The organism is Aquipseudomonas ullengensis (genome assembly GCF_014174475.1).
In the GTDB taxonomy this organism is placed as follows: domain Bacteria; phylum Pseudomonadota; class Gammaproteobacteria; order Pseudomonadales; family Pseudomonadaceae; genus Aquipseudomonas; species Aquipseudomonas ullengensis.
This window is the reverse complement of the sequence record NZ_JACJUD010000003.1, coordinates 454,615-475,953: the sequence shown is the minus strand read 5'-3', so window position 1 is coordinate 475,953 and position 21,339 is coordinate 454,615. Positions and strand designations below refer to the sequence as shown.

Below are 21,339 nucleotides of genomic sequence, written 5' to 3'. Positions count from 1 at the left end.
ACCCTATAACCCGAACACAAGCCACGTGGCACTAGCCCTGGCAGGAACAAGCAAGGTAATTAAACGGGCCTGACTTTATAACAAGCCCACTTCCGCCTCCGCCTTGGGAGCCGGACTTATTAATACCTGAACAACTCATTCATTACCCGTGAATGAGCGCCTGAAACACCGTGGCTATCCGCCACTTATTGAATTGCGCGATATATGGATGAGGTGAACGCAATGCGAATCAGCATTTTCGGTTTAGGTTACGTGGGCGCCGTGTGTGCCGGCTGTCTCTCGGCCCGTGGCCATGAAGTAGTGGGTGTTGATATCTCCGCCCAGAAGATTGATCTGATCAATCAGGGCAAGTCGCCCATCGTCGAACCCGGCCTGGAAGCGTTGCTGCAACAGGGCCTGAGCAATGGCCGCCTGCGCGGCACCACCGATGTCGCCGCCGCCGTGCGTGACACCGAGGTGTCATTCATCTGCGTCGGCACGCCGAGCAAGAAGAATGGCGACCTGGAACTGGATTACATCGAAGGTGTGTGCCGCGAAATCGGCTTTGCCCTGCGCGACAAGGCCGGCCGCCACACCGTGGTGGTACGCAGCACTGTGCTGCCGGGCACCGCACAGAACGTGGTGCTGCCGATCCTCGAGGACTGCTCCGGGAAGAAGGCCGGCGTCGACTTCGGCCTGGCAGTGAACCCCGAGTTCCTGCGCGAGAGCACGGCGATCAAGGACTACGACTTCCCGCCGATGACCGTCATCGGGGAGTTCGACACGGCTTCCGGCGACCTGCTGGCCAGCATCTACGAAGAACTCGACGCCCCGATCATCCGCAAGACCATCGAGGTCGCGGAAATGATCAAGTACACCTGCAACGTCTGGCACGCGGCCAAGGTCACCTTCGCCAACGAGATCGGCAACATCGCCAAGGCGGTTGGCGTCGACGGGCGCGAGGTGATGGACGTGATCTGCCAGGACCACAAGCTCAACCTGTCCAAGTACTACATGAAGCCCGGCTTCGCCTTCGGCGGTTCCTGCCTGCCCAAGGACGTGCGCGCCCTGAACTACCGCGCCAGCTCGCTGGACGTCGATACACCGCTGATCGGTTCGCTGATGCGCAGCAACACCGCCCAGGTGCAGAACGCCTTCGACATGATCGCTGGCTACGACAAGCGCAAGGTCGCCCTGCTCGGCCTGAGCTTCAAGGCCGGCACCGACGACCTGCGCGAAAGCCCGCTGGTGGAGCTGGCCGAAATGCTCATCGGCAAGGGCTTCGACCTGAGCATCTTCGACAGCAACGTCGAGTACGCGCGCGTCTATGGCGCCAACAAGGACTACATCGAATCGAAGATCCCGCACGTCTCGTCGCTGCTCAACAGCGATTTCGACTCGGTGATCGACAACGCCGATGTGATCGTCCTGGGCAACGCCGACAAGCGCTTCGCCGGCCTGGCCGAGCGCTCGCCCGACGGCAAGCAGATCATCGACCTGGTCGGTTTCATGAGTCGCACCAGCCATGCCGGTGCCGAAGGCATCTGCTGGTAAGAACCAAAGGAGCGCTCCGAGCCAAGGCTCGGGGCAATCCCGAGACAGAACGGATGACTCTATGGACAAGCTGAAGACAGGCATCAATCAGGCCAGCGGTTGGCTGCTCTACCTGTCACTGCTGATGCTGCTGGCGCTGGCACTGCCGAGGACGGTATTCGACCCCGAGTCGAAGGATTTCCTCCTACTGATCGGCGTGGTGGGCATCTGGCGTTATTCCATGGGCGCCCTGCACTTCCTGCGCGGCTGCCTGTTCCTCTACCTGGTCTACCCGCACTACCGGCGCAAGGTGCGCAAGCTCGGCAGCGCGGCCGACCCATCGCACGTGTTCCTGCTGGTCACCAGCTTCCGCATCGACGCGTTGACCACCGCCATGGTCTACCGCTCGGTGGTCCGCGAGGCTATCGACTGCGGCTACCCGACCACCGTGGTGTGCTCCATCGTCGAGCTGTCGGATGAGCTGCTGATCAAGGACATCTGGAGCCAGCTCGCGCCACCGGCGCAGGTCACCCTGGATTTCGTGCGCATCCCCGGCACCGGCAAGCGTGACGGCCTGGCCCACGGCTTTCGCGCCATCTCGCGGCAGATGCCGGACAGCAATGCAGTGGTGGCGGTGATCGACGGCGACACCGTGCTCGGCGAAGGCGTGGTCCGCAAGACCGTGCCCTGGTTCAAGCTGTTCCCCAACGTCGGCGGCCTGACCACCAACGAGTTCTGCGAGGTACGCGGCAGCTACGTGATGAGCGAGTGGCACAAGCTGCGCTTCGCCCAGCGCCACCTGAACATGTGCTCGATGGCGCTGAGCAAGCGCGTGCTGACCATGACCGGGCGCATGTCGGTGTTCCGCGCCAGCGTGGTCACCGACCCCGAGTTCATCGCCGACGTCGAGAGCGACCACCTCGACCACTGGCGCCTGGGCCGCTTCCAGTTCCTGACTGGCGACGACAAATCCAGCTGGTACAGCCTGATGCGCCTGGGCTACGACACCTTCTACGTGCCGGATGCGGCGATCAACACGGTCGAGCATCCGCCGGAGAAGAGCTTTATCAAGGCCAGTCGCAAACTGATGTTCCGCTGGTACGGCAACAACCTGCGGCAGAACTCGCGGGCCCTGCGCCTGGGCGTGCGACGCCTCGGCGCCTTCACCAGCGTGGTGCTGTTCGACCAGCGCGTGTCGATGTGGACCAGCCTGCTCGGCCTGTGCGTGGCGATCATCGCCAGCGTCAAGTACAGCATCGCCTTCATCCTGGTTTACCTGCTGTGGATCGGCATCACCCGCCTGGTCCTCACCCTGCTCCTCAGCCTCAGCGGCCACCACATCGGACCGGCCTACCCGCTGATCCTCTATTACAACCAGATCGTCGGCGCGCTGGTGAAGATCTACGTGTTCTTCCGCCTCGACCAGCAGTCCTGGACCCGCCAGAACACCACCCTCGACCGTGGCTTGGCCAGCTTCACCCGCTGGTTTAACACCTGGTCGTCGCGCGCCATGACCTTTTCTGCCACCAGCGTTTTCATCGCCACGCTCCTGGCGTTGGTGTGACCGGAACTCGAACAGGAATTCTCCCCATGAATACAGCCGTCAATGTGGTCCACGAAGCGGAAGCCCAACGCCAGCATGCCCGGGTCAAGATCCCTGCGGTGCTGCGCTACCTGACCAAGGGACGCGAGCGCGTCGAACAGCGCATCCTCGACCTGTCTGCCGGGGGCCTGAGTTTCAGCGCCGACCGCCAGCCGGTGCAGGTGGGCGACTATTACCAGGGCCACCTGCAATTCAAGCTGGATGGCCTCAACCTGGGCATCGACATCGAGTTCCAGGTGCGCTCCTTCGAGCTCGACAGCGGCCGCGTCGGCTGCCAGTTCCACAACCTCAAACCGCGCGACATCGCCACCCTGCGCTACCTGATCAGCGCCCACCTGGCCGGCGAGATCATCAGCGTCGGCGACTTGCTCAACACCCTGCAGCGGGAGAACTTCACCAAGGCCCGCAAGCAGGGCGGCAAGGGCTCCGGCCTGGGTTTCTTCGGCCGCTTCAAGGCGATCACCCTGAGCCTAGGCATCTTCGTCGTCGGCCTGGCCGCCTTCGGCTACATCTTCCAGTCGATCTACAACCTGTACTTCGTCACCCATGCCCAGTCGGCCCTGGTCAGCGTGCCGTCCTTGCAGGTGACCATGCCGCGCGAGGGCACGGTGCAGACCCTGCTGCCCGAGGGTAGCGACAAGGTGGCCAAGGGCGCGCCCATCGCCGCCTTCTCCGCGAGCATGCTGGAAATGCTCAAGGGCCACCTGAGCGACGAGCAGCTGAGCCCGGCCAATGTCGAGGAGCTGTTCGGCAAGCAGATGAAGGGCACCCTGACCAGCCCGTGCAACTGCAAGGTGGCGCGCCAGCTGGTGGCCGACGGCCAGTTCGCCAGCAAGGGCGACGTGATCTTCGAACTGGTGCCACAGGACAGCTACGCCACCATCAACGCCAGCTTCCCTTACCGCAACCTGGCCCAGGCCAAACCCGGCTCGCGGGTCAGTTTCTGGATTGGCGATGAAGACCAGCCGCGCCACGGCCTGGTGGTCAGCACCAGCCTGCACGAAGGCGGCCTGTCCTCGGACATCCGCGCGGTGATCCAGCCCGACCAGCCGCTGCCGAGCACCTTCGCCGGCCAGCCCGTGGAAGTCACCATCGACCGCGGCCCGTCGTTCGACTGGATGATCGACAAGGCACTAGGGTCTGTTCCCGCTTCATTCACGGCCGCGACGGAGCCCGTTTATGCGCGGGACTAGGCGCGAGACGCGAAGTTTGGTCGTCCAAATGAGCCGTCGAGTAACGACGTCCCGCGCAAAAACGGGCCCGTCCCTTCGGGTTGCGCGGAAAGTCTCGCCATGCGTCGTTGTGGGACTTGGCAAGGGGACAACCATTGCCTGCATCCCACGCCTAGCCTGGCGAGACTTTCCGCAGCAACGCGGCTCGCGAATGAAGCGGGAACAGACCCTATCAGCCGATTACTGAGGAGGACGCCAGCGTGTCCCATATCGACTCCCGCATGCCCCTGGCCGCCCCGCTGCTGCTGAGCCTGGCCGTCAGCCTGGCCGGTTGCGTCGGCCTGCCGGACCAGCGCCTGGCCAACGAGGCGCTGAAGAACGGCGACACCGTCACCGCCGAGCGCAACTTCCGCGTCCTGGCCGAAATGGGCTACAGCGACGCCGCCGTCGGCCTGGCCGACCTGCAGGTGGCCAGCGGCACGCCCGAGGACCTGAAGAAAGCCGAGCAGACCTACCGCCAGGCCATGGATGAATCTCCGCGGGCCAAGGCCCGGCTCGGCAAGCTGCTGGCGCGCAAGCCCGACGCCAGCACCGCTGAGCGCCGCGAGTCGGCACAGCTGCTCGAAGAGGCCTTCACCGCCGGCGAGCCAAGCAGCCTGCTGCCGCTGGTGATGCTCTATCTGCAATATCCACAGGACTTTCCCGGCATGAACGTACAAGCGCGCATTTCCGCCTGGCGCGAGCAGGGCCACCCGCAGGCCGAGCTGGCCCAGGTCCTGGTCTATCGCACCCAGGGCACCTACAACCAGCACCTCGGCGAGATCGAACGGATCTGCCAGGGTCTGATCGAACAGGCCGACGTGTGCTACGTCGAACTCGCCACCGTGTACCAGGTGCAGGGCCAGGCCGATGCCCAGGAAGCCCTGCTGCAGCGCCTGATGAGTGGCTACCAGAGCGGCGTCGTGCCGGCCCAGCGGGTCGAGTCGGTGGCCCAGGTGCTGGCCGATGCCGAACTCGGCAAGCCGGCCGAGAACAAGGCCCAGGAGCTGCTCGAAACCATCGCCCCGCAGTACCCGGCCGCCTGGGTCAGCCTGGCCCGCCTGCTCTATGACTATCCCGGCCTGGGCGATACCGAAACCATGATGGGCTACCTCAAGCACGGCCGCGAAGCCGCCCTGCCGCGCGCCGAACTGCTGCTCGGCAAGCTCTACTACGAAGGCAAGCTGGTGCCGCAGAACCCGCAGAAGGCCGAGCAGCACCTGCGCAAGGCCGCACCCAGCGAGCCTGCCGCCAACTACCTGCTGGGGCAGATCTACCTGCGTGGCTACCTCGGCGAGGTCTATCCGCAGCAAGCCCTCGATCACCTGCTCAGCGCCGCCCGCGCCGGGCAGATCAACGCCGACTTCGCCCTCGCCCAGATGTTCTCCCAGGGCAAGGGCATCCAGCCCGACCTGACCAGCGCCTATGTGTTCAGCCAGCTGGCGCTACCCAAGAACACCCCACAAGCGGTCGAACTGGCGCGCGCCGTCAGCCAGCAGTTACCCGCCACGCAGCTGAGCCAGGCCGAGCAGAAACTGCGCGAGGAGCGCGCACTGCGCGGCGCCGCGCTGCAGGACCAGGCCCAATTGAACGCGCAGGCGCTGTAAGCGACCTGCCGGCAAGGAGCAACAGATGAAACTGAATAGGATCACCACCAGCCTGGGCCTCGGCATGTCATTGCTGACCGCCAGTTCGGCCTGGGCGGTACAGGTCACCGACCCGAACTTCGGCCTCGACGTGAAGATCACCCTGCAATCGGAAGACGACCGCGACCTCGGCACCGCCAAGGGCGGCGACGTCGAAGGCATGGGTATCGACGTGCGCCCCTGGCTGTATGGCCAGCGCGGCAACTGGAGCGCCTTCGCCATGGGCCAGGCGGTGGCGGCCAGCGACATCATCGAGACCGACACCATCCAGTCCAGCGACCTCGACGCGCAAGAAAACGCCGGTAACGACGGCCGCCAGCCGGACAAGAGCTACCTGGCGATGCGCGAATTCTGGGTCGACTATGCCGGCCTCACGCCCTACCCCGGCGAACACCTGCGCCTGGGTCGCCAGCGCGTGCGCAGCGACGAAGGCACCTGGTGGGACAACAACATCGAGGCGCTGCGCTGGAGTTTCGACACCAGCCTGGTGGAAGCCCATGCTGGCATCGCCGAGCGCTTCTCCGACTACCGCACCGACCTCGATGAACTGGCCCCGGAAGACGAAGACCGCCAGCACCTGTTCGGCGACCTGTCCTACCAGTGGACGCCCGGCCACCGGGTCGGCGTCAAGGCCCACCACAGCCATGACAGTGGCGACCTGCGCAAACCCGGCGAGACCGTCGACGAGCTGGACAAGCGCTACACCGGCGACCTTACCTGGCTCGGTCTTAACGCCGACGGCGACTTCTTCAACCCCAACTCGAAGAACCCGCTCAACTACTGGGCCCAGGCCACCTGGCTGACCGGCGATACCGAGCAGTTGCAACAGCAAGTGGTCGGCGACGAACGCATCGCCACCGGCAAGCGCGATCAGGACGTCGATGCCTGGGCCGTCGACCTCGGCCTGCGCTACAGCCTCGACGAGCAATGGAAAGTCGGCGGCGCCTATGCCCGTGGCAGTGGTGGCGGTGACGACGACAAGTCCGAGCAGTTCATGCAAACCGGCCTGGAGAGCAACCGCTCGGCCTTCACCGGCGTCGATTCGCGCGTGCACCGCTTCGGCGAGGCCTTCCGTGGCGAGCTGTCCAACCTGCAGGTAGCTACCGCCTTCGCCTCGTGGAAGCTGCAGGAAGACTACGACGCCAGTCTGGTCTACCACCGCTTCTGGCGCGTCGACGACAATCAGGACATCGGCCAGAGCGGCATCATCGCCCCGCTGCAGGACGGCGAGAAGGACGTCGGCCAGGAGCTTGACCTGGTGGTGACCAAGTACTTCAAACAGGGCCTGCTGCCCGCCGGCATGAGTGAGCACCTGGATGACCGCTCGGCCCTGGTGCGCTTGCGTGGCGGCGTGTTCAAACCCGGCAACGCCTATGCCAGCGATACCGACTCGCTGATGCATCGCGCCTTCGTCGACTTCATCTGGCGCTTCTGAGGGTATGGCCATGTACGCACAGACCATCAACCCGCCCTACTCGACCTGTAGGAGCCAGCTTGCTGGCGATCCAGGCCAGCTGAAGAGCATCGCCAGCAAGCTGGCTCCTACACCTAGCCGAGGCGTGCCCCTGGGTCTGCGCCTGCTCTGCGGCGGCGTGCTGCTCGGCCTGCTGCAACTGGCCGAAGCCAATGCGCCGCAGCCGACCAAGGAGCTCAAGGAAACCAAGAACTACACGGTGACCAGTGCGCCGATCAACCAGCTGCAACTGGCCAAGCCCACGCTGCCGGAGTTGGGCGGCTACACCCGCGAGGCGGTGCTGGCGAAGATTCAGACCAAGCCCACCGGACAGGTGGTGGTGCGGCGCATGCTGCAGCAGGACGCCCTGAAGGACTTCATCGGCGGCAACGAACGCCTGCGTGAATGGGTCAGCCGCCAGCGCGGCATTCCCCTGGCGATCTTCATCGAGGGCGGCTATGTCACGCCCAAGGACCTGGCCAAGCACCTGCCGCCCAGCCAGTTCGCCGAGACCGCACCGGGTGTATACATCGCCCGCCTGCCGTTGGTGGTCGCCCAGGGCGCCACCCTGCATGTCGGCAAGGAGGTCAAGGAACTGCGCCTGTCCCAGGAGCGCGGTGCGTTCATGGTCAACGACGGCAAGCTGTTCATCACCGACACCCAGCTCACCGCCTGGAATGAAACCAAGGACGAGCCGGCCTGGTTCAAGCAACCGAAGACCTTCCGCCCGTTCCTGGTGTCCTGGGGCGGCAGCGAGCTGTACATCGCCAAGAGCCTGGTCACCAGCCTGGGCTACGACAACTCCAAGTCCTACGGTATCTCCATCACCCAGTACACGCCGGGCATGCACGCCCGCCTGAAACGCCCGGAACCGACCGGCTGGCTGGTGGACTCCGAGTTCGTCGACCACTGGTACGGCTTCTACTGCTTCGAGGCGCAGAACGTGGTGATCAAGGGCAACACCTACCGCGACAACATCGTGTATGGCATCGACCCGCACGACCGTTCCCACGGCCTGATCATCGCCAACAACACCGTCTACGGGACCCGCAAGAAGCACGGCATCATCATCTCGCGGGAGGTCAACAACAGCTGGATCATCAACAACAAGAGCTACGACAACCAGCTCTCCGGCATCGTCATCGACCGCAACAGCGTGGGCAACCTGGTGGCCTACAACCACGTCTACCGCAACCACGCCGACGGCATCACCCTGTACGAGAGCCCGGACAACCTGCTGTGGGGCAACCAGGTGCTGAACAACGCGCGCCACGGCATCCGCATCCGCAACAGCGTGAACATCCGCCTGTACGAAAACCTCGCCGCGGCCAACGGCCTGACCGGCGTCTACGGCCACATCAAGGACCTCTCCGACACCGACCGCGACATCGCGCTCGACCCGTTCGACACCAAGGTGTCGATGATCGTGGTCGGCGGCGAGCTGGCCGCCAATGGCTCCAGCCCGCTGTCGATCGACTCGCCACTGAGCCTGGAGCTCTACAACGTGGCCCTCACCGCGCCCTCCAAGAGCACCGGCATCAGCTTCAGCGGCATTCTCGGTGAGCGCCAGGAAGAAATCCTCGACCTGCTGGTGCGCCGCAAGAAAGCCGTGCTCATCGACCCCGTCGAAAGCCAGGCCGAACTCCAGGACTGAGGAAGGAACGACATGACTCACTATCGCCCCATTCGCCCGCTGGCCCTCGCCGCCTCGCTGCTGACCCTGGCCAGCCCCGCCGCTCTCGCCGAGCCGCAATACCAGGCCCGTGCCATCGGCCCGCTGTGCCCCGCCGCGCAGAACCCGAGCAACTACAACAGCAAGTACCTGAGCTTCTTCACCACCCTGGTGCAGGGCGAGGGCGACTGGCTGTTCCGTACCCGCTACGACCTGCGCACCGACTTCGGCACCACGCGTGAGGGCTACAGCCAGTTCAAGCGCCTGCATGACGCGCTCAAGGCACGCGGCATCGAGCTGATGATCGTCTACCAGCCGACCCGCGGGCTGGTGAACCGCGAGAAGCTCACCGCTGCGGAGAAGGCCGACTTCAACTATGACCTGGCCAAGCAGAACTACCTGCAGGCCGTGGCCGAGCTGCGCAAGACCGGGATCTGGGTCACCGACCTGTCGCCGCTGTTCGACGAACAGGGCAAGGACACCGACTACTACTTCAAGGCCGACCACCACTGGACCCCGGCCGGCGCCGAGCGCACCGCCGAGCTGGTGGCCGAGACGATGAAGGACATCCCCGGTTTCGCCGAGATTCCCAAGAAGGAATTCGCCAGCAAGGTCACCGGCCTGCTGCCCAAGGCCGGCACCCTGCACAAGACCGCCACCACCTTCTGCGGCGTGAGCTACGCCACCCAGTACGTCGACCGCTACGAAACCGAGCCGGTGGGCGATACCGGTGGCGGCGACCTGTTCGGCGACGAATCCAACCCGCAGATCGCCCTGGTCGGCACCAGCAACAGCGGCCCGGCCTACAACTTCGCCGGGTTCCTCGAGCAGTACAGCGGCGCCGACGTGCTCAACATGTCAGTCAGCGGCGGTGGCTTCGACAGCGCCCTGCTGCAGTACATGAGCAGCCAGGAGTTCCACGACAGCCCGCCGAAGATCCTGGTTTGGGAGTTCGCCACCCACTACGACCTGGCCCAGCAGAGCTTCTACCGCCAGGCCGTGCCGCTGGTGAACAACGGCTGCGAAGGCCGCCCGGTGGTGATGAAGAACCAGGTCACCCTCAAGCCCGGCAGCAACGAGGTGCTGGTCAATGGCGAAGACCAGCTGCGCACCTTGCCGGCGCGCGACTACCTGGTCGACCTGACCTTCAGCGACCCGTCCGTGCATGAGTCCATGGCGACCATCTGGTACCTCAACGGCCGCCGCGAGAACTTCAAGATCGAACAGAGCGACCGCGTCGACACCGGCGGCCGCTACGTCTTCGAGCTACGCAACGACGCCGACTGGCGTGACCTCAACATGCTCGCCATGGAAATCCACAGCCCGGAAAACATGCCGGCCAAGCTCAGCGTCGAGGCCACCCTGTGCAAACGCTCGGGCGCTGGCGACAAAGCCCTCACGGCGCAAGCCGACTGAGGAGGAGGAGAAGCCCATGACACCCCGCAACTGGCTCCTGGCCACCGGCCTGCTCACCACCGCCCTGTTCACCCCACCCATCCTGGCTAGCAGCCTGGTGCCGCCCAGCGGCTATTTCACGGCGGTCGACCAGGACACCGGCGACGCCGAACGCTGCACCGCCCCGCCCAAGCCCTACACCGAGAAGCTGGAGTTTCGCAGCAAGTACGAAGGCTCCGACCAGGCCCGCTCGACCCTCAACGAGGAAGCGGAGAAAGCCTTCCGCGACAGCACCGCGGGTATCACCGAGATGGAGCGCGGGGTCAACAAGCAGGTCATGCAGTACATGCGCGAAGGCCACCGCGAACAGCTCGAATGCACCCTGCAGTGGCTGGGCAGCTGGGCCCAGGCCAACGCCCTGCTCAGCACCGAGGGCAATCACACCGGCAAGTCCATGCGCAAATGGGCGCTGGGCAGCCTGTCGTCGGCTTACCTGCGCCTGAAGTTCTCCAGCTCGCGACCACTGGCGCCCTATGCCCAGCAGTCGCAACTGATCGAGTCGTGGTTCAGCCAGTTGGCCGAGCAGACCGTCAAGGACTGGAGCGACCTGCCCCTGAAGAAGATCAACAACCACAGCTACTGGGCTGCCTGGTCAGTGATGGCAACTGCCGTGGCCCTCGACCGCCGCGACCTGTTCGACTGGTCGGTGGCGCAGTTCCGCGTCGCTGCCAGCCAGGTCGACGAACAGGGTTACCTGCCCAACGAACTCAAGCGCCGCCAGCGTGCCCTGGCCTACCACAACTACAGCCTGCCACCGCTGGCGATGGTCGCCGCCTTCGCCGAAGCCAATGGCGTCGACCTGCGCGAAGAGAACCACGCCGCGCTCAAGCGCCTGGCTGAACGGGTACTCGACGGTGTCGACGACCAGGACGCCTTCGACGACCGCACCGGCGAAGACCAGGACATGGGCGAGCTGGAGAAGAACGCCAAGTTCGCCTGGCTGGAACCCTACTGCAGCCTCTACACCTGCTCCGCTGAAGCCAGTGAGCTGAAGCAGGACATGGGCCCGTTCAAGACCTTCCGCCTCGGCGGCGACGTGACCCAGGTGTTCGAGCCGAACAAGGAAGGCGGTAGCTGACACGACGCCCCTCACCCCAACCCTCTCCCCAGAGGGGAGAGGGAGCTGGTCCGAGGAGCTGACGAGATTGGCATCCGTCACACCACCACCAACAGGCCGGCAGTAATACCCCAGGCAACACGAATACCCCCTCTCCCCTCTGGGGAGAGGGCTGGGGTGAGGGGGCGTCCCCCGCCCCACCGCAAACCCCGACCCGCACACCAGACGCGGGCGGGCAGCACGACCTTGCAGTAATACCCGGGGAGGAATGGGTGGGCCGGATGGCCCTGACAGTTCTTCGATGGAGAAAGGCGGATGGTTTTCTCGTCCAACGTGTTCCTGTTCTTGTTCCTGCCGATCTTCCTCGGCCTGTATTACTTGAGCGGCAACCGCTACCGCAACCTGCTGTTGCTGGTGGCCAGTTACATCTTCTACGCCTGGTGGCGCATCGACTTCCTCGCGCTGTTCGCCGCGGTGACGGTGTTCAACTACTGGATCGGCCTGCGTATCGGCGCAGCCGGGGTGCGCACGAAAACCGCGCAGAAATGGCTGATTCTCGGCGTGGTGATCGACCTCTGCGTGCTCGGCTACTTCAAGTACGCCAACTTCGGCGTCGACAGCCTCAACGCGATCATCGCCTCGTTCGGTTTCGAGCCGTTCATCATCACCCACATCCTGTTGCCCATCGGCATCTCGTTCTACGTGTTCGAGTCGATCAGCTACATCATCGACGTGTACCGCGGCGACACCCCGGCCACCCACAACCTGATCGATTTCGCGGCGTTTGTGGCGATCTTCCCGCACCTGATCGCCGGCCCCGTGCTGCGCTTTCGCGATCTGGTCGACCAGTTCAATCACCGCACCCACACCATCGACAAGTTCGCCGAAGGCTGCACGCGTTTCATGCAGGGCTTCATCATGAAGGTGTTCATCGCCGACAGCATCGCGCCGATCGCCGACCACGCCTTCGCCCTGGCCGACCCCACCACCGGTGACGCCTGGCTCGGCGCGCTGGCCTACACCGCGCAGCTGTACTTCGACTTCGCCGGCTACAGCAGCATGGCCATCGGCCTGGGCCTGATGATGGGTTTCCGTTTCATGGAAAACTTCCGCCAGCCGTACATCAGCCAGTCGATTACCGAGTTCTGGCGGCGCTGGCACATCAGCCTGTCCACCTGGTTGCGCGACTACCTGTACATCAGCCTGGGCGGCAATCGCGGCAGCACCTTCGCCACCTACCGCAATCTGTTCCTGACCATGCTCCTGGGCGGCCTGTGGCACGGCGCCAACTTCACCTACGTGATCTGGGGCGCCTGGCACGGCATGTGGCTGGCCATCGAGCGCGCCATGGGCGTGGATGCCGCACCACGGGCGATCAACCCGCTGAAGTGGGCCTTTACCTTCCTGCTGGTGGTGGTCGGCTGGGTGATTTTCCGCGCCGAGAACCTCGACGTGGCCTGGCGCATGTACGCGGCCATGTTCAGCTTCGGCGACTGGCGCCTCTCCGAGTTGGCTTCCGCCTCGCTGACCAGCCTGCAGATCTACACCCTGCTGCTGGCCTACGCGGTGTTGGCCATCTTCGGTATCCGCCAGTTCTTCGCCGACCCGCTGGGCGGCGCGCCGAAGGCCAGGGCAATGGAGGCCGGCGAGGCAACGGTCATCGCCGCTACGCCTAGCGGTGCGGCGGTCTATCAGCCGTCCTGGGTCAGCCAGCTGCCGCAGCTGGCCACCCGCGCAGCGCTGCTCCTGCTGTTCGCCGCGGCGGTGCTGAAACTCTCGGCGCAGAGCTTCTCGCCCTTCCTGTACTTCCAGTTCTGAGGTGTCACGACCATGACCCGAACCGCGAACCTGCTCTATATCGGCGCCTTTGCCGGCAGCCTGCTGGCCCTGGCGATCAGCTCGGCCCGCAGCTTCGGCGACTTCTCGGTGGCCACTGACACGCCCGTGCTCAACGGCAAGCTGAGCCATGCCTTCGAGAAGCACTACGACGCCGAATTTCCGGTCAAGCAATTCGGCACCAATGTCTGGGCCGCGCTGGACTTCACCCTGTTTGGCGAAGGCCGCCCCGGTGTGGTGATCGGCCAGGATGGCTGGCTGTATTCCGACGAGGAATTCAAGCCGGTGGCCGACGGCAAGCAGCACCTGCGCGACAACCTGGCGATGATCCGTGGCGTGCGCGATGAGCTGGCCAGTCAGGGCATCCAGCTGGTGCTGGCCATCGTCCCGGCCAAGTCACGGCTGTACCCGGAGTACGTCGGCGAGAACCGCATCACCCTGATGCGCCAGGACCTGTTCGAGCAGTTCCGTGGCTCGGTGCGCCGCGCCGGCATCATCGCCCCGGACCTGCTCGGCCCGCTGCAGGAAGCCAAGCACCACGGCCAGGTGTTCCTGCGCACCGACACGCACTGGACACCGCTGGGCGCCGATGTCGCCGCCCAACGCCTGAGCGCGGCGGTGCAGCGCGCGGTGACACTGCAGGGCGAGCCGCAGGACTTCGTCACCGAAGACAGCCACAGCGAATCCTACAAGGGCGACCTGACCCGCTTCCTGCCGCTCGACCCGCTGTTCGAACAGCTGATGCCGGCGCCAGACAACCTGCAGCAACGCCGCACTACCGCGGCCAATAGCAGCACAGCCGCCGATGACGCCGCGCTGTTCAGCGACAGCGCGCTGCCGGTGACCCTGGTCGGTACCAGCTACAGCGCCAACCCCAGCTGGAACTTTGCCGGCGCGCTGCGTGAGTACCTGCAGCGCGACCTGAGTAACCACGCCGAGGACGGCCACGGGCCGATCCTGCCGATGCTCAAGTACCTGCAGAGCGACGAATTGAAGAGTGCCAAGCCGCAGGTGGTGATCTGGGAATTCCCCGAGCGCTACCTGCCCATGGCCAATGACCTCAGCGAGTTCGATCCGGACTGGATCGCCGAGCTGAAGAACAGTGCAAACACGCGACTGACCGACACCGCCAGCCGCTGAAACGCCCGGCTTTCCCGGGCTTGGACGAAGCGCCACGCGCCTCATCCGGAACCACGGCCAACCGGCCACCTATGCAAGTGATGGAGGAACACCCGATGAACAGACAGACCAAACGCAGCTGGACGTCCTATGCCTGCGCCCTCGCCCTGGGTATCGGCGCCCTGCACGCCCAGGCTGACGAAGGCGGGCTGTACGGCCCACAAGCCCCCAAGGGCTCGGCCTTCGTGCGCGCTTACAACGCCGGCAATGCGGAGCTCAGCGTGAATGTCGGCAACACCGACCTCAACGACATTGCCCCGCTCGGCTCCAGCGACTTCAAGTTCCTCCCGGCGGGCAACTACAGCGCCCAGGTGGGTGCCAGCAACCTGCCGGTGAAACTGGACGCCGACAAGTACTACACCCTGGTCAACCAGCCGGGCGGCAAACCCATGCTGGTGGAAGAACCGCCGTTCAAGAACAAGCAAAAGGCCCTGGTACGGGTGCAGAACCTCTCCGACACCCAGCTGACCCTGAAGACCGTCGACGGCAAGACGCCGGTGGTCGAGGCCGTGGCGCCCAACGGCCGTGGCGAGCGCGAGATCAACCCGGTCAAGGTCGGCCTGGCGCTGTTCGACGGCGACAAGAAGGTCAGCGACCTCAAGCCGGTGGTGCTGGAGCGCGGTGAGGTGGTGTGCCTGTACATCACCGGCAGCGGCAGCCAGCTCTCGCCGGTGTGGGTCAAACGCCCAGTGGAAAGCTGATCGCTCGTGTAGGAGCCAGCTTGCTGGCGATCAGCGGCGTAACGGGCCCACGATCGCCAGCCAGCTGGCTCCTACAGAAAACCCATAGACGTACCCGCAACATAGAATCGCGGGACGTGGCTACACCTTGATCCGGAGCATTGGGGTTTGACCGGTTTACGACTCATTGAAAGGAGAAACACCCATGATTCCTGTAATCCTCTCTGGCGGCAGCGGCTCGCGACTATGGCCCCTCTCGCGCAAGCAGTACCCCAAGCAGTTCCTCGCCCTCACCGGTGAGCACACGCTGTTCCAGCAGACCCTGCAGCGCCTGGACTTCGAGGGCATGCAGCCACCGGTGCTGGTGGCCAACCTGGAGCACCGCTTCATCGTCCAGGAGCAGCTCGAACAGTTGCAGCTCAAATCGCAGATGCTGCTGCTCGAACCCTTCGGCCGCAACACCGCGCCGGCAGTCGCCATCGCCGCCATGCAGCTGCTCGCCGAAGGGCGTGACGAGTTGATGCTGGTACTCCCCGCCGACCATGTGCTGGACGACCAGCGCGCCTTCCAGCAAGCCCTGGCGCTGGCCACCGTGGCCGCGGAAAAAGGCGAGATGGTGCTGTTTGGCGTACCGGCGCTGAAGCCGGAAACCGGCTACGGCTACATCCGCGCCAACGCCGGTGATGGCGAGCTGCCGGACGGCATCAAGCGCGTCGAACAGTTCGTCGAAAAACCCGACGCCGTGCGTGCCGCTAGCTACGTGAAGTCCGGAGACTACTACTGGAACAGCGGCATGTTCCTGTTCCGCGCCAGCCGCTTCCTCGACGAACTCAAGCACCACGACGTGGACATCTACGACACCTGCCTGCTGGCTCTGGAGCGCAGCAAGCGCGAGGACGGCCACATCAGCATCGACGCCGCCACCTTCGAGTGCTGCCCGGACAACTCCATCGACTACGCGGTGATGGAGAAAACCCAGCGCGCCTGCGTGGTACCGCTGTCCGCCGGCTGGAACGACGTCGGCAGCTGGTCGTCGATCTGGGACGTGCATGCCAAGGACGACAACGGCAACGTCACCAAGGGCGATGTGGTGGTGCACAACAGCCGCAACTGCCTGGTGCACGGCAACGGCAAGCTGGTCTCGGTGATCGGCCTGGACGACATCGTCGTGGTGGAAACCAAAGACGCCATGATGGTGGCGCACAAGGACCACGTGCAGGACGTGAAGAAGATGGTTAACGAACTGGATGCCCTGGGCCGCTCGGAAACCCAGAACCACTGCGCCGTGTATCGCCCCTGGGGCAGCTACGACTCGGTGGACATGGGCGGGCGTTTCCAGGTCAAGCACATCAGCGTCAAACCCGGCGCGCAGCTCTCGCTGCAGATGCACCACCACCGCGCCGAACACTGGATCGTGGTGTCCGGCACGGCCCAGGTGACCTGCGACGACAACACCTTCCTGCTCACCGAAAACCAGTCGACCTATATCCCCATGACCTCGGTGCACCGCCTGACCAACCCCGGCAAGATCCCCCTGGAGATCATCGAGGTGCAGTCCGGCAGCTACCTGGGCGAGGACGATATCGAGCGCCTGGAGGACGTCTACGGACGCAGCGCGGAAGCCGTTAGCAGCTCGGCGCGCTGAGAAGTCCGATGTAGCCGGCTCGCTGCATGGCTGGCTACGGCTGCTCAAGCCAATATCCGTAGGGCGGGTGAAACCCGCGGCGCACACAACGCGGGTTTCACCCGCCCTACGGATTGCGCGAGACGTGAGCGGCTGCAGGTTGCGGTTCAACAACCATGAGTCGGGACCGTTGGGCTTCTTCGCGCCAGCGGTTGGCCCTCCAGCCCATATAGAAGGCTATGTCCCAGTTATGTGCTGTCAGGGGAAACCTTCCCGTTCGCCCAGCTCCGAGCTGGATTCCCGCCTGCGCGGGAATGACGAGGTAGGGGGTATGGCACAGTGTTGTCCCACCCACTCCGTCATTCCCGCGCAGGCGGGAATCCAGATGCCTCCGGCAGCACAGAAAGTAGCGAGCCAGACACAACACGTAACCGGGACATACGTTTTCGCATTGCCTTGTGTAGCATGGCCTGCGTCGCACGCGGCGCCGGGCCGCTTCTCACACAAGGAATGCAGCATGAGCCAACCCGTCGTTCTCATCACCGGATGCTCCAGCGGTATCGGCCGCGCCCTGGCCGACGCATTCCACGGCGCCGGTTATCAGGTCTGGGCCTGTGCCCGCAAACCCCAGGATCTGGCCGCGCTGAGCGCTGCCGGTTTCGTCGCGGTAGAACTCGACGTCAACGACGCCGAGGCCCAGCAACGGGCCGTCAACCGCCTGCAGGCCGAGGCCGGGCGCCTCGATGTGCTGATCAACAACGCCGGTTACGGCGCCATGGGCCCACTGCTCGATGGCGGCGCCCAGGGCATGCGCCAGCAATTCGAAACCAACGTGTTCAGCCTGGTCGAACTGACCCGCAACTGCTTCCCGCTGCTGCGCGCCAGCCGTGGCCTGGTGGTGAATATCGGCAGCGTTTCCAGCGTGCTGTTCACCCCGTTCGCCGGGGTTTACTGCGCGTCCAAGGCGGCGGTGCATGCACTGTCCAGCTCGCTGCGCCTGGAGCTGGCACCGTTCGGTATCCAGTTGATGGAAGTGCAGCCGGGCGCGATCGCCTCCAGCTTCGGCGCCAATGCCGGGCAGAGCGCAGAGCAGCTGATCAACGAGGACTCGCCCTGGTGGCCGCTGCGCGAAGGCATCCGCGCCCGCGCCAATGCCTCCCAGGAGAAACCGACACCCGCCAACGAGTTCGCCGCCGTGCTCCTGGCCGCCGCCCAGAAGCCCAAGCGCCCTGCCCTGCTGCGCATCGGCAATGGCAGCCGCAGCCTGCCGCTGATGGTGCGCTGGCTGCCGCGCGCGCTGATGGACAAGATGATGAGCAAGCGCTTCGGCCTCGACCGCAAACTGAGCTGACGCCCATGCCCAGCATCCGTCGCTATGCCCTGCACCGTTACGCCCTGGGCGCTATCACCGCGGTGCTCCCGCTCAACCTGGTGGCACGCGGCCTGCTCAAGATTGGCGGGGTGCCCGCCACCTTGCTGGTCGCCATCCTCATCGCCCTCGGCGTGCGCTGGCTGTTCATCCGCCTCGAAGGCCGGCGCCCACAGGCAATCGAGGCGTGGGTCCTGGTGCTGCTCTACGGCGTGGGGCTCGGCCTGCTCTACCTGGGCCTCTGGGCCCTGATGTGGCTGAAGGACGAACCCGGCCAGATGGGCCAGCTGATCTTCGTTCTGCACTACCTCAGCTATCCAGTGACCCTGGCGCTGGCCCTGCTGCTGGGCCGCCGCCCACGCTGAGACCGACACAGCACTCGCTCATGTAGGAGCCAGCTTGCTGGCGATCAACACGCTATCAGCCACGCGATAGCCAGCAAGCTGGCTCCTACACAAGCACTTAGCGCGCCGACAGTGCAACCGCCGCCGGCTTAGGCTGGCGGAACACCAGCACGTTGCCGAGCATCACCAAGAGCAGGCCGAACAGCACCCAACCAGCGTCAGGTAGGCGGTGAAGCCGATCACCGAGCCGGGAATCGCCAGGTACAGCAGCGAGTCGATGTAGCGCGTGTTGTATTCGAAACTGAACGGCACAGCGCTGAGCAGGCAGTAGCCCGTGAGTCAGACCAGCAGGGCCAAGCCACCAGCAGCCGGCAGGGCCACGGCGGCAGCGAACACCAGGCGTTCGCGCCAGGCCAGCAGGCTGACCAGCAGCAGACCGGCCAGCATCAGTTGGCACAGCCAGACCACCGCACCAATCTCCCCCCCCAGCGCCCGCCAGCACAGCAGCAGGCCGCCGAGCAGACCGAGCGCGGCCAGGCCACGCAGCAAGCGCTGGCGTCCCTGGCTGGGAGCACCGTTGAGCAGCAATTTGTGGTGGCGCGACATAGCCAGGCACAGGCCGGTCATGGCCAGGTAGTTCAAGGCAAAACCGAGCAGCAACATCAGGCAGTCTCCTCGACCAGGGCACGTCGATCGCGGGCGACCTTGACCGCTTGCGGCTGGGCCAGGCGCCAGGCGCACAGCGCGCTGACCAGGCCGGCGAACAGCAGGAACAGATCGATAGCGGCCAACGCCCAGTCACCGCGCGGCAGGCTCGACAGCAGGCTGCCATGGGGAGTGGTCAAGGCATTGAGCAGCGGCAGGCCCAGGGCCAGCACAGCGCCCAGCGCCAGTTGCTGGCGCAGCAGCGAGCGCGGCTGTTGCCAACGCAACGCCGACCACAGCGCCACCAGCAGCCAGCTGCCGACGAATACCCAGCCTTCGGCGACGGCACGTTCGGCCACACCAGCGGGAATCAGGCGGTTGCCCCACAGCAGCGCCAGACTGGCCAGCGGCAGGCCGGCGAACACCGCACCATTGAGCGCACGCACCAGACCGATACCGGCATCACCACGGGCCTCGCGCTTGTTCAACCAGACCTGCAAACCACCCACCAGCATGGCGCAGCCGGCAAAGCCCATCAGCAGGTACAGCAGGCGCACCAGGGTGCCGCCGAACTGCGCCATGTGCAGCCCGGTCAGCCAGGTGTAGGCGTGGTAGCCGGTGGCGGCTTTCTGTTCGTTGAGCAGGGCACCCGTCGCCTCGTCGTAGCTCAGGGTCTCCAGCGGGGGGCTGATGCGCGAGCCGTCATCCTTGCGGATATCCACCACGGCCGCTTCGTCACCCGGATGGTGCACGCTGACCCAGCCAGGCTCACCGCCGCCCCAATGCTGACGCGAACGCTCGACCAACTCGTCCAGGGACACCTGTTGCGCCGAAGGCTTGTGGATACCCTCACGGTCGTAGGCGCCCATCACTTCGCCGAAGAACTGCGTGATGTTGCTCTGGTAAGCCACCTGCGCGCCGGCCGGCATGTAGGAGGAAACGAAGATCGCCACCCCGGTGTAAGCCAGGACCAGGTGGAAGGGAAAGCCGACCACGCCGAACAGGTTGTGCGCATCCAGCCAGGCGCGCTGGCCATTGGCATTCGGGCGCAGGGTGAAGAAGTCCTTGAAGATGCGCCGATGGATGATCACCCCGGACACCAGCGCCACCAGCATGAACATGCCAGCCAGGCCGACGATGTACATGCCGATCATGCCGCCGTGCAGGTTGTAGTGCAGGGTGAAGAAGAAGAAGCCGCCCACGGTATCGGGCATCGGCTGGTTGGTTGCCGGGTCGAAGGCGACGTCGTGGAACTCTTCGGTCTTGTCGACTTCCCAGCCAGCACGCCAGTACGGCTCGCGCTCGGTCGGCTGGTGCATCCAGAAGGCATGCAGCTCATCCTTGACGTTGCTCTTGAGCCAGTCGCGGACATCATCGGTGGTCATGCTCGAGGTTTGCAGCTCGTGCAGCGCCGGGCGCATCCAGCGTTCCAGCTCGCGGTCGAAGCTGGCCACGGTGCCGGCAAAGATGATCACGAAGAGCAGCCAGCTGGGCAGCAGGCCACCCCAGGTGTGCAGGCCAGCCATGGATTGACGCAGGCTCATGGGCGGATCCCCAGTTCGGTGGGCAGGAAGGCGGCGAGGCACAGCACCAGGGTCAAGCCCCCCAGCCACAGCCAGGCGCGGGTGGCGCTGCGGGCGGCGAATACGTAGATCACCGCGGCGGTCCACACGGCGAAGCACAGCAAGCTGGCGAACACCACGCGGTCGGGGCGCGCCAACGGCAGGTAGACGGACAGGAAGGCGGTGCAGCCATAAGCCAGTGCATAGCCGCCGAGGATGGCGGCCAGCACACGCGAAGCGATGCTCCAGCGCGACAGGGATAGGTTCTTGCTCACGGGCGACTCGATTTTCCGCAGGTGGAGGGCGTGCCAGGGCTGGCACGCCACAGATGCAATCAAGCCGCATATATTATTGAGAAATATTCGCAGTGAATAGTAAGCAACCTATCTTGGCGACTGCTGGCCAGTCGCCAACCCGGCCAGGCGGGCGCAGAAAATGTCACCGCATGTTGCTGCGCTCTCAGAACCTGCCTCGGATCTTTTGAGCTAGAG

General features: G+C 64.8%; 17 protein-coding genes and 1 pseudogene. 14 read left to right on the top strand and 4 right to left on the bottom strand.

Translation table 11 applies throughout. The features are described 5' to 3' along the window. The first annotated feature begins 222 nt into the window (after positions 1–222). From algD to H3H51_RS11440, 14 genes are all read left to right on the top strand, one after another. Positions 223–1,533, top strand: a complete 1,311-nt coding sequence (algD, locus tag H3H51_RS11505) for a GDP-mannose 6-dehydrogenase (RefSeq protein ID WP_183089173.1) — start codon at positions 223–225, stop codon at positions 1,531–1,533. A 61-nt stretch (positions 1,534–1,594) separates the two neighbouring features. Further along, the gene (alg8, locus tag H3H51_RS11500; protein WP_183089172.1) at positions 1,595–3,076 is read left to right on the top strand and encodes a mannuronan synthase; all 1,482 of its coding nucleotides are present in this window, start codon (positions 1,595–1,597) and stop codon (positions 3,074–3,076) included. 26 nt (positions 3,077–3,102) lie between these two features. Next, on the top strand, positions 3,103–4,308 hold the full coding sequence (locus H3H51_RS11495; protein ID WP_183089171.1) for a PilZ domain-containing protein: 1,206 nt from the start codon (positions 3,103–3,105) through the stop codon (positions 4,306–4,308). A 260-nt stretch (positions 4,309–4,568) separates the two neighbouring features. Then, on the top strand, positions 4,569–5,933 hold the full coding sequence (algK, locus tag H3H51_RS11490) for an alginate biosynthesis TPR repeat lipoprotein AlgK (RefSeq protein WP_183089357.1): 1,365 nt from the start codon (positions 4,569–4,571) through the stop codon (positions 5,931–5,933). A gap of 64 nt (positions 5,934–5,997) precedes the next feature. Then, positions 5,998–7,407 carry an alginate export family protein gene (locus H3H51_RS11485; RefSeq protein WP_407926499.1) on the top strand — a complete coding sequence of 470 codons (1,410 nt, stop codon included), beginning with the start codon at positions 5,998–6,000 and terminating at the stop codon, positions 7,405–7,407. A 10-nt stretch (positions 7,408–7,417) separates the two neighbouring features. Next, positions 7,418–9,079, top strand: coding sequence for a mannuronan 5-epimerase AlgG (gene algG, locus H3H51_RS11480; RefSeq protein WP_183089169.1), 1,662 nt, complete (start codon positions 7,418–7,420; stop codon positions 9,077–9,079). Between the two features lie 12 nt (positions 9,080–9,091). After that, positions 9,092–10,513 (top strand): alginate O-acetyltransferase, encoded by a 1,422-nt coding sequence (locus tag H3H51_RS11475; RefSeq protein ID WP_183089168.1) that lies wholly within the window; start codon positions 9,092–9,094, stop codon positions 10,511–10,513. 16 nt (positions 10,514–10,529) lie between these two features. Then, positions 10,530–11,630 carry a mannuronate-specific alginate lyase gene (locus H3H51_RS11470; protein WP_183089167.1) on the top strand — a complete coding sequence of 367 codons (1,101 nt, stop codon included), beginning with the start codon at positions 10,530–10,532 and terminating at the stop codon, positions 11,628–11,630. Between the two features lie 294 nt (positions 11,631–11,924). Beyond that, positions 11,925–13,427, top strand: coding sequence for an MBOAT family O-acyltransferase (locus tag H3H51_RS11465; protein ID WP_183089166.1), 1,503 nt, complete (start codon positions 11,925–11,927; stop codon positions 13,425–13,427). A 12-nt stretch (positions 13,428–13,439) separates the two neighbouring features. Beyond that, positions 13,440–14,585: an alginate O-acetyltransferase gene (locus H3H51_RS11460; protein WP_183089165.1), complete on the top strand. Its 1,146-nt coding sequence runs from the start codon at positions 13,440–13,442 to the stop codon at positions 14,583–14,585. Positions 14,586–14,680: 95 nt separating this feature from the next. Beyond that, positions 14,681–15,325, top strand: coding sequence for an alginate O-acetyltransferase AlgF (locus H3H51_RS11455; RefSeq protein WP_183089164.1), 645 nt, complete (start codon positions 14,681–14,683; stop codon positions 15,323–15,325). A 184-nt stretch (positions 15,326–15,509) separates the two neighbouring features. Then, the gene (locus H3H51_RS11450) at positions 15,510–16,949 is read left to right on the top strand and encodes a mannose-1-phosphate guanylyltransferase/mannose-6-phosphate isomerase (protein ID WP_183089163.1); all 1,440 of its coding nucleotides are present in this window, start codon (positions 15,510–15,512) and stop codon (positions 16,947–16,949) included. A 496-nt stretch (positions 16,950–17,445) separates the two neighbouring features. Beyond that, positions 17,446–18,279: an SDR family oxidoreductase gene (locus tag H3H51_RS11445; protein WP_183089162.1), complete on the top strand. Its 834-nt coding sequence runs from the start codon at positions 17,446–17,448 to the stop codon at positions 18,277–18,279. A gap of 5 nt (positions 18,280–18,284) precedes the next feature. Beyond that, positions 18,285–18,662, top strand: coding sequence for a hypothetical protein (locus H3H51_RS11440; RefSeq protein ID WP_183089161.1), 378 nt, complete (start codon positions 18,285–18,287; stop codon positions 18,660–18,662). 97 nt (positions 18,663–18,759) lie between these two features. Here H3H51_RS11440 and H3H51_RS21300 read toward each other — a convergent pair. The 4 genes and pseudogenes from H3H51_RS21300 to H3H51_RS11420 all read right to left on the bottom strand — a co-directional run. Continuing rightward, positions 18,760–18,980: pseudogene (locus tag H3H51_RS21300) on the bottom strand (EamA family transporter); the annotation flags it as partial. Further along, positions 18,981–19,304, bottom strand: coding sequence for a DUF3325 domain-containing protein (locus H3H51_RS11430; RefSeq protein ID WP_235981345.1), 324 nt, complete (start codon positions 19,302–19,304; stop codon positions 18,981–18,983). It abuts the pseudogene before it with no gap. After that, entirely contained in the window at positions 19,304–20,830 is a 1,527-nt protein-coding gene (locus tag H3H51_RS11425) for a PepSY-associated TM helix domain-containing protein (RefSeq protein WP_183089160.1), read from the bottom strand. Before H3H51_RS11425 ends, H3H51_RS11430 begins: the two co-directional genes overlap by 1 nt. Beyond that, positions 20,827–21,123 (bottom strand): DUF3649 domain-containing protein, encoded by a 297-nt coding sequence (locus tag H3H51_RS11420; protein WP_183089159.1) that lies wholly within the window; start codon positions 21,121–21,123, stop codon positions 20,827–20,829. The genes H3H51_RS11425 and H3H51_RS11420 overlap by 4 nt, the downstream gene beginning before the upstream one ends. Positions 21,124–21,339 lie beyond the last annotated feature (216 nt).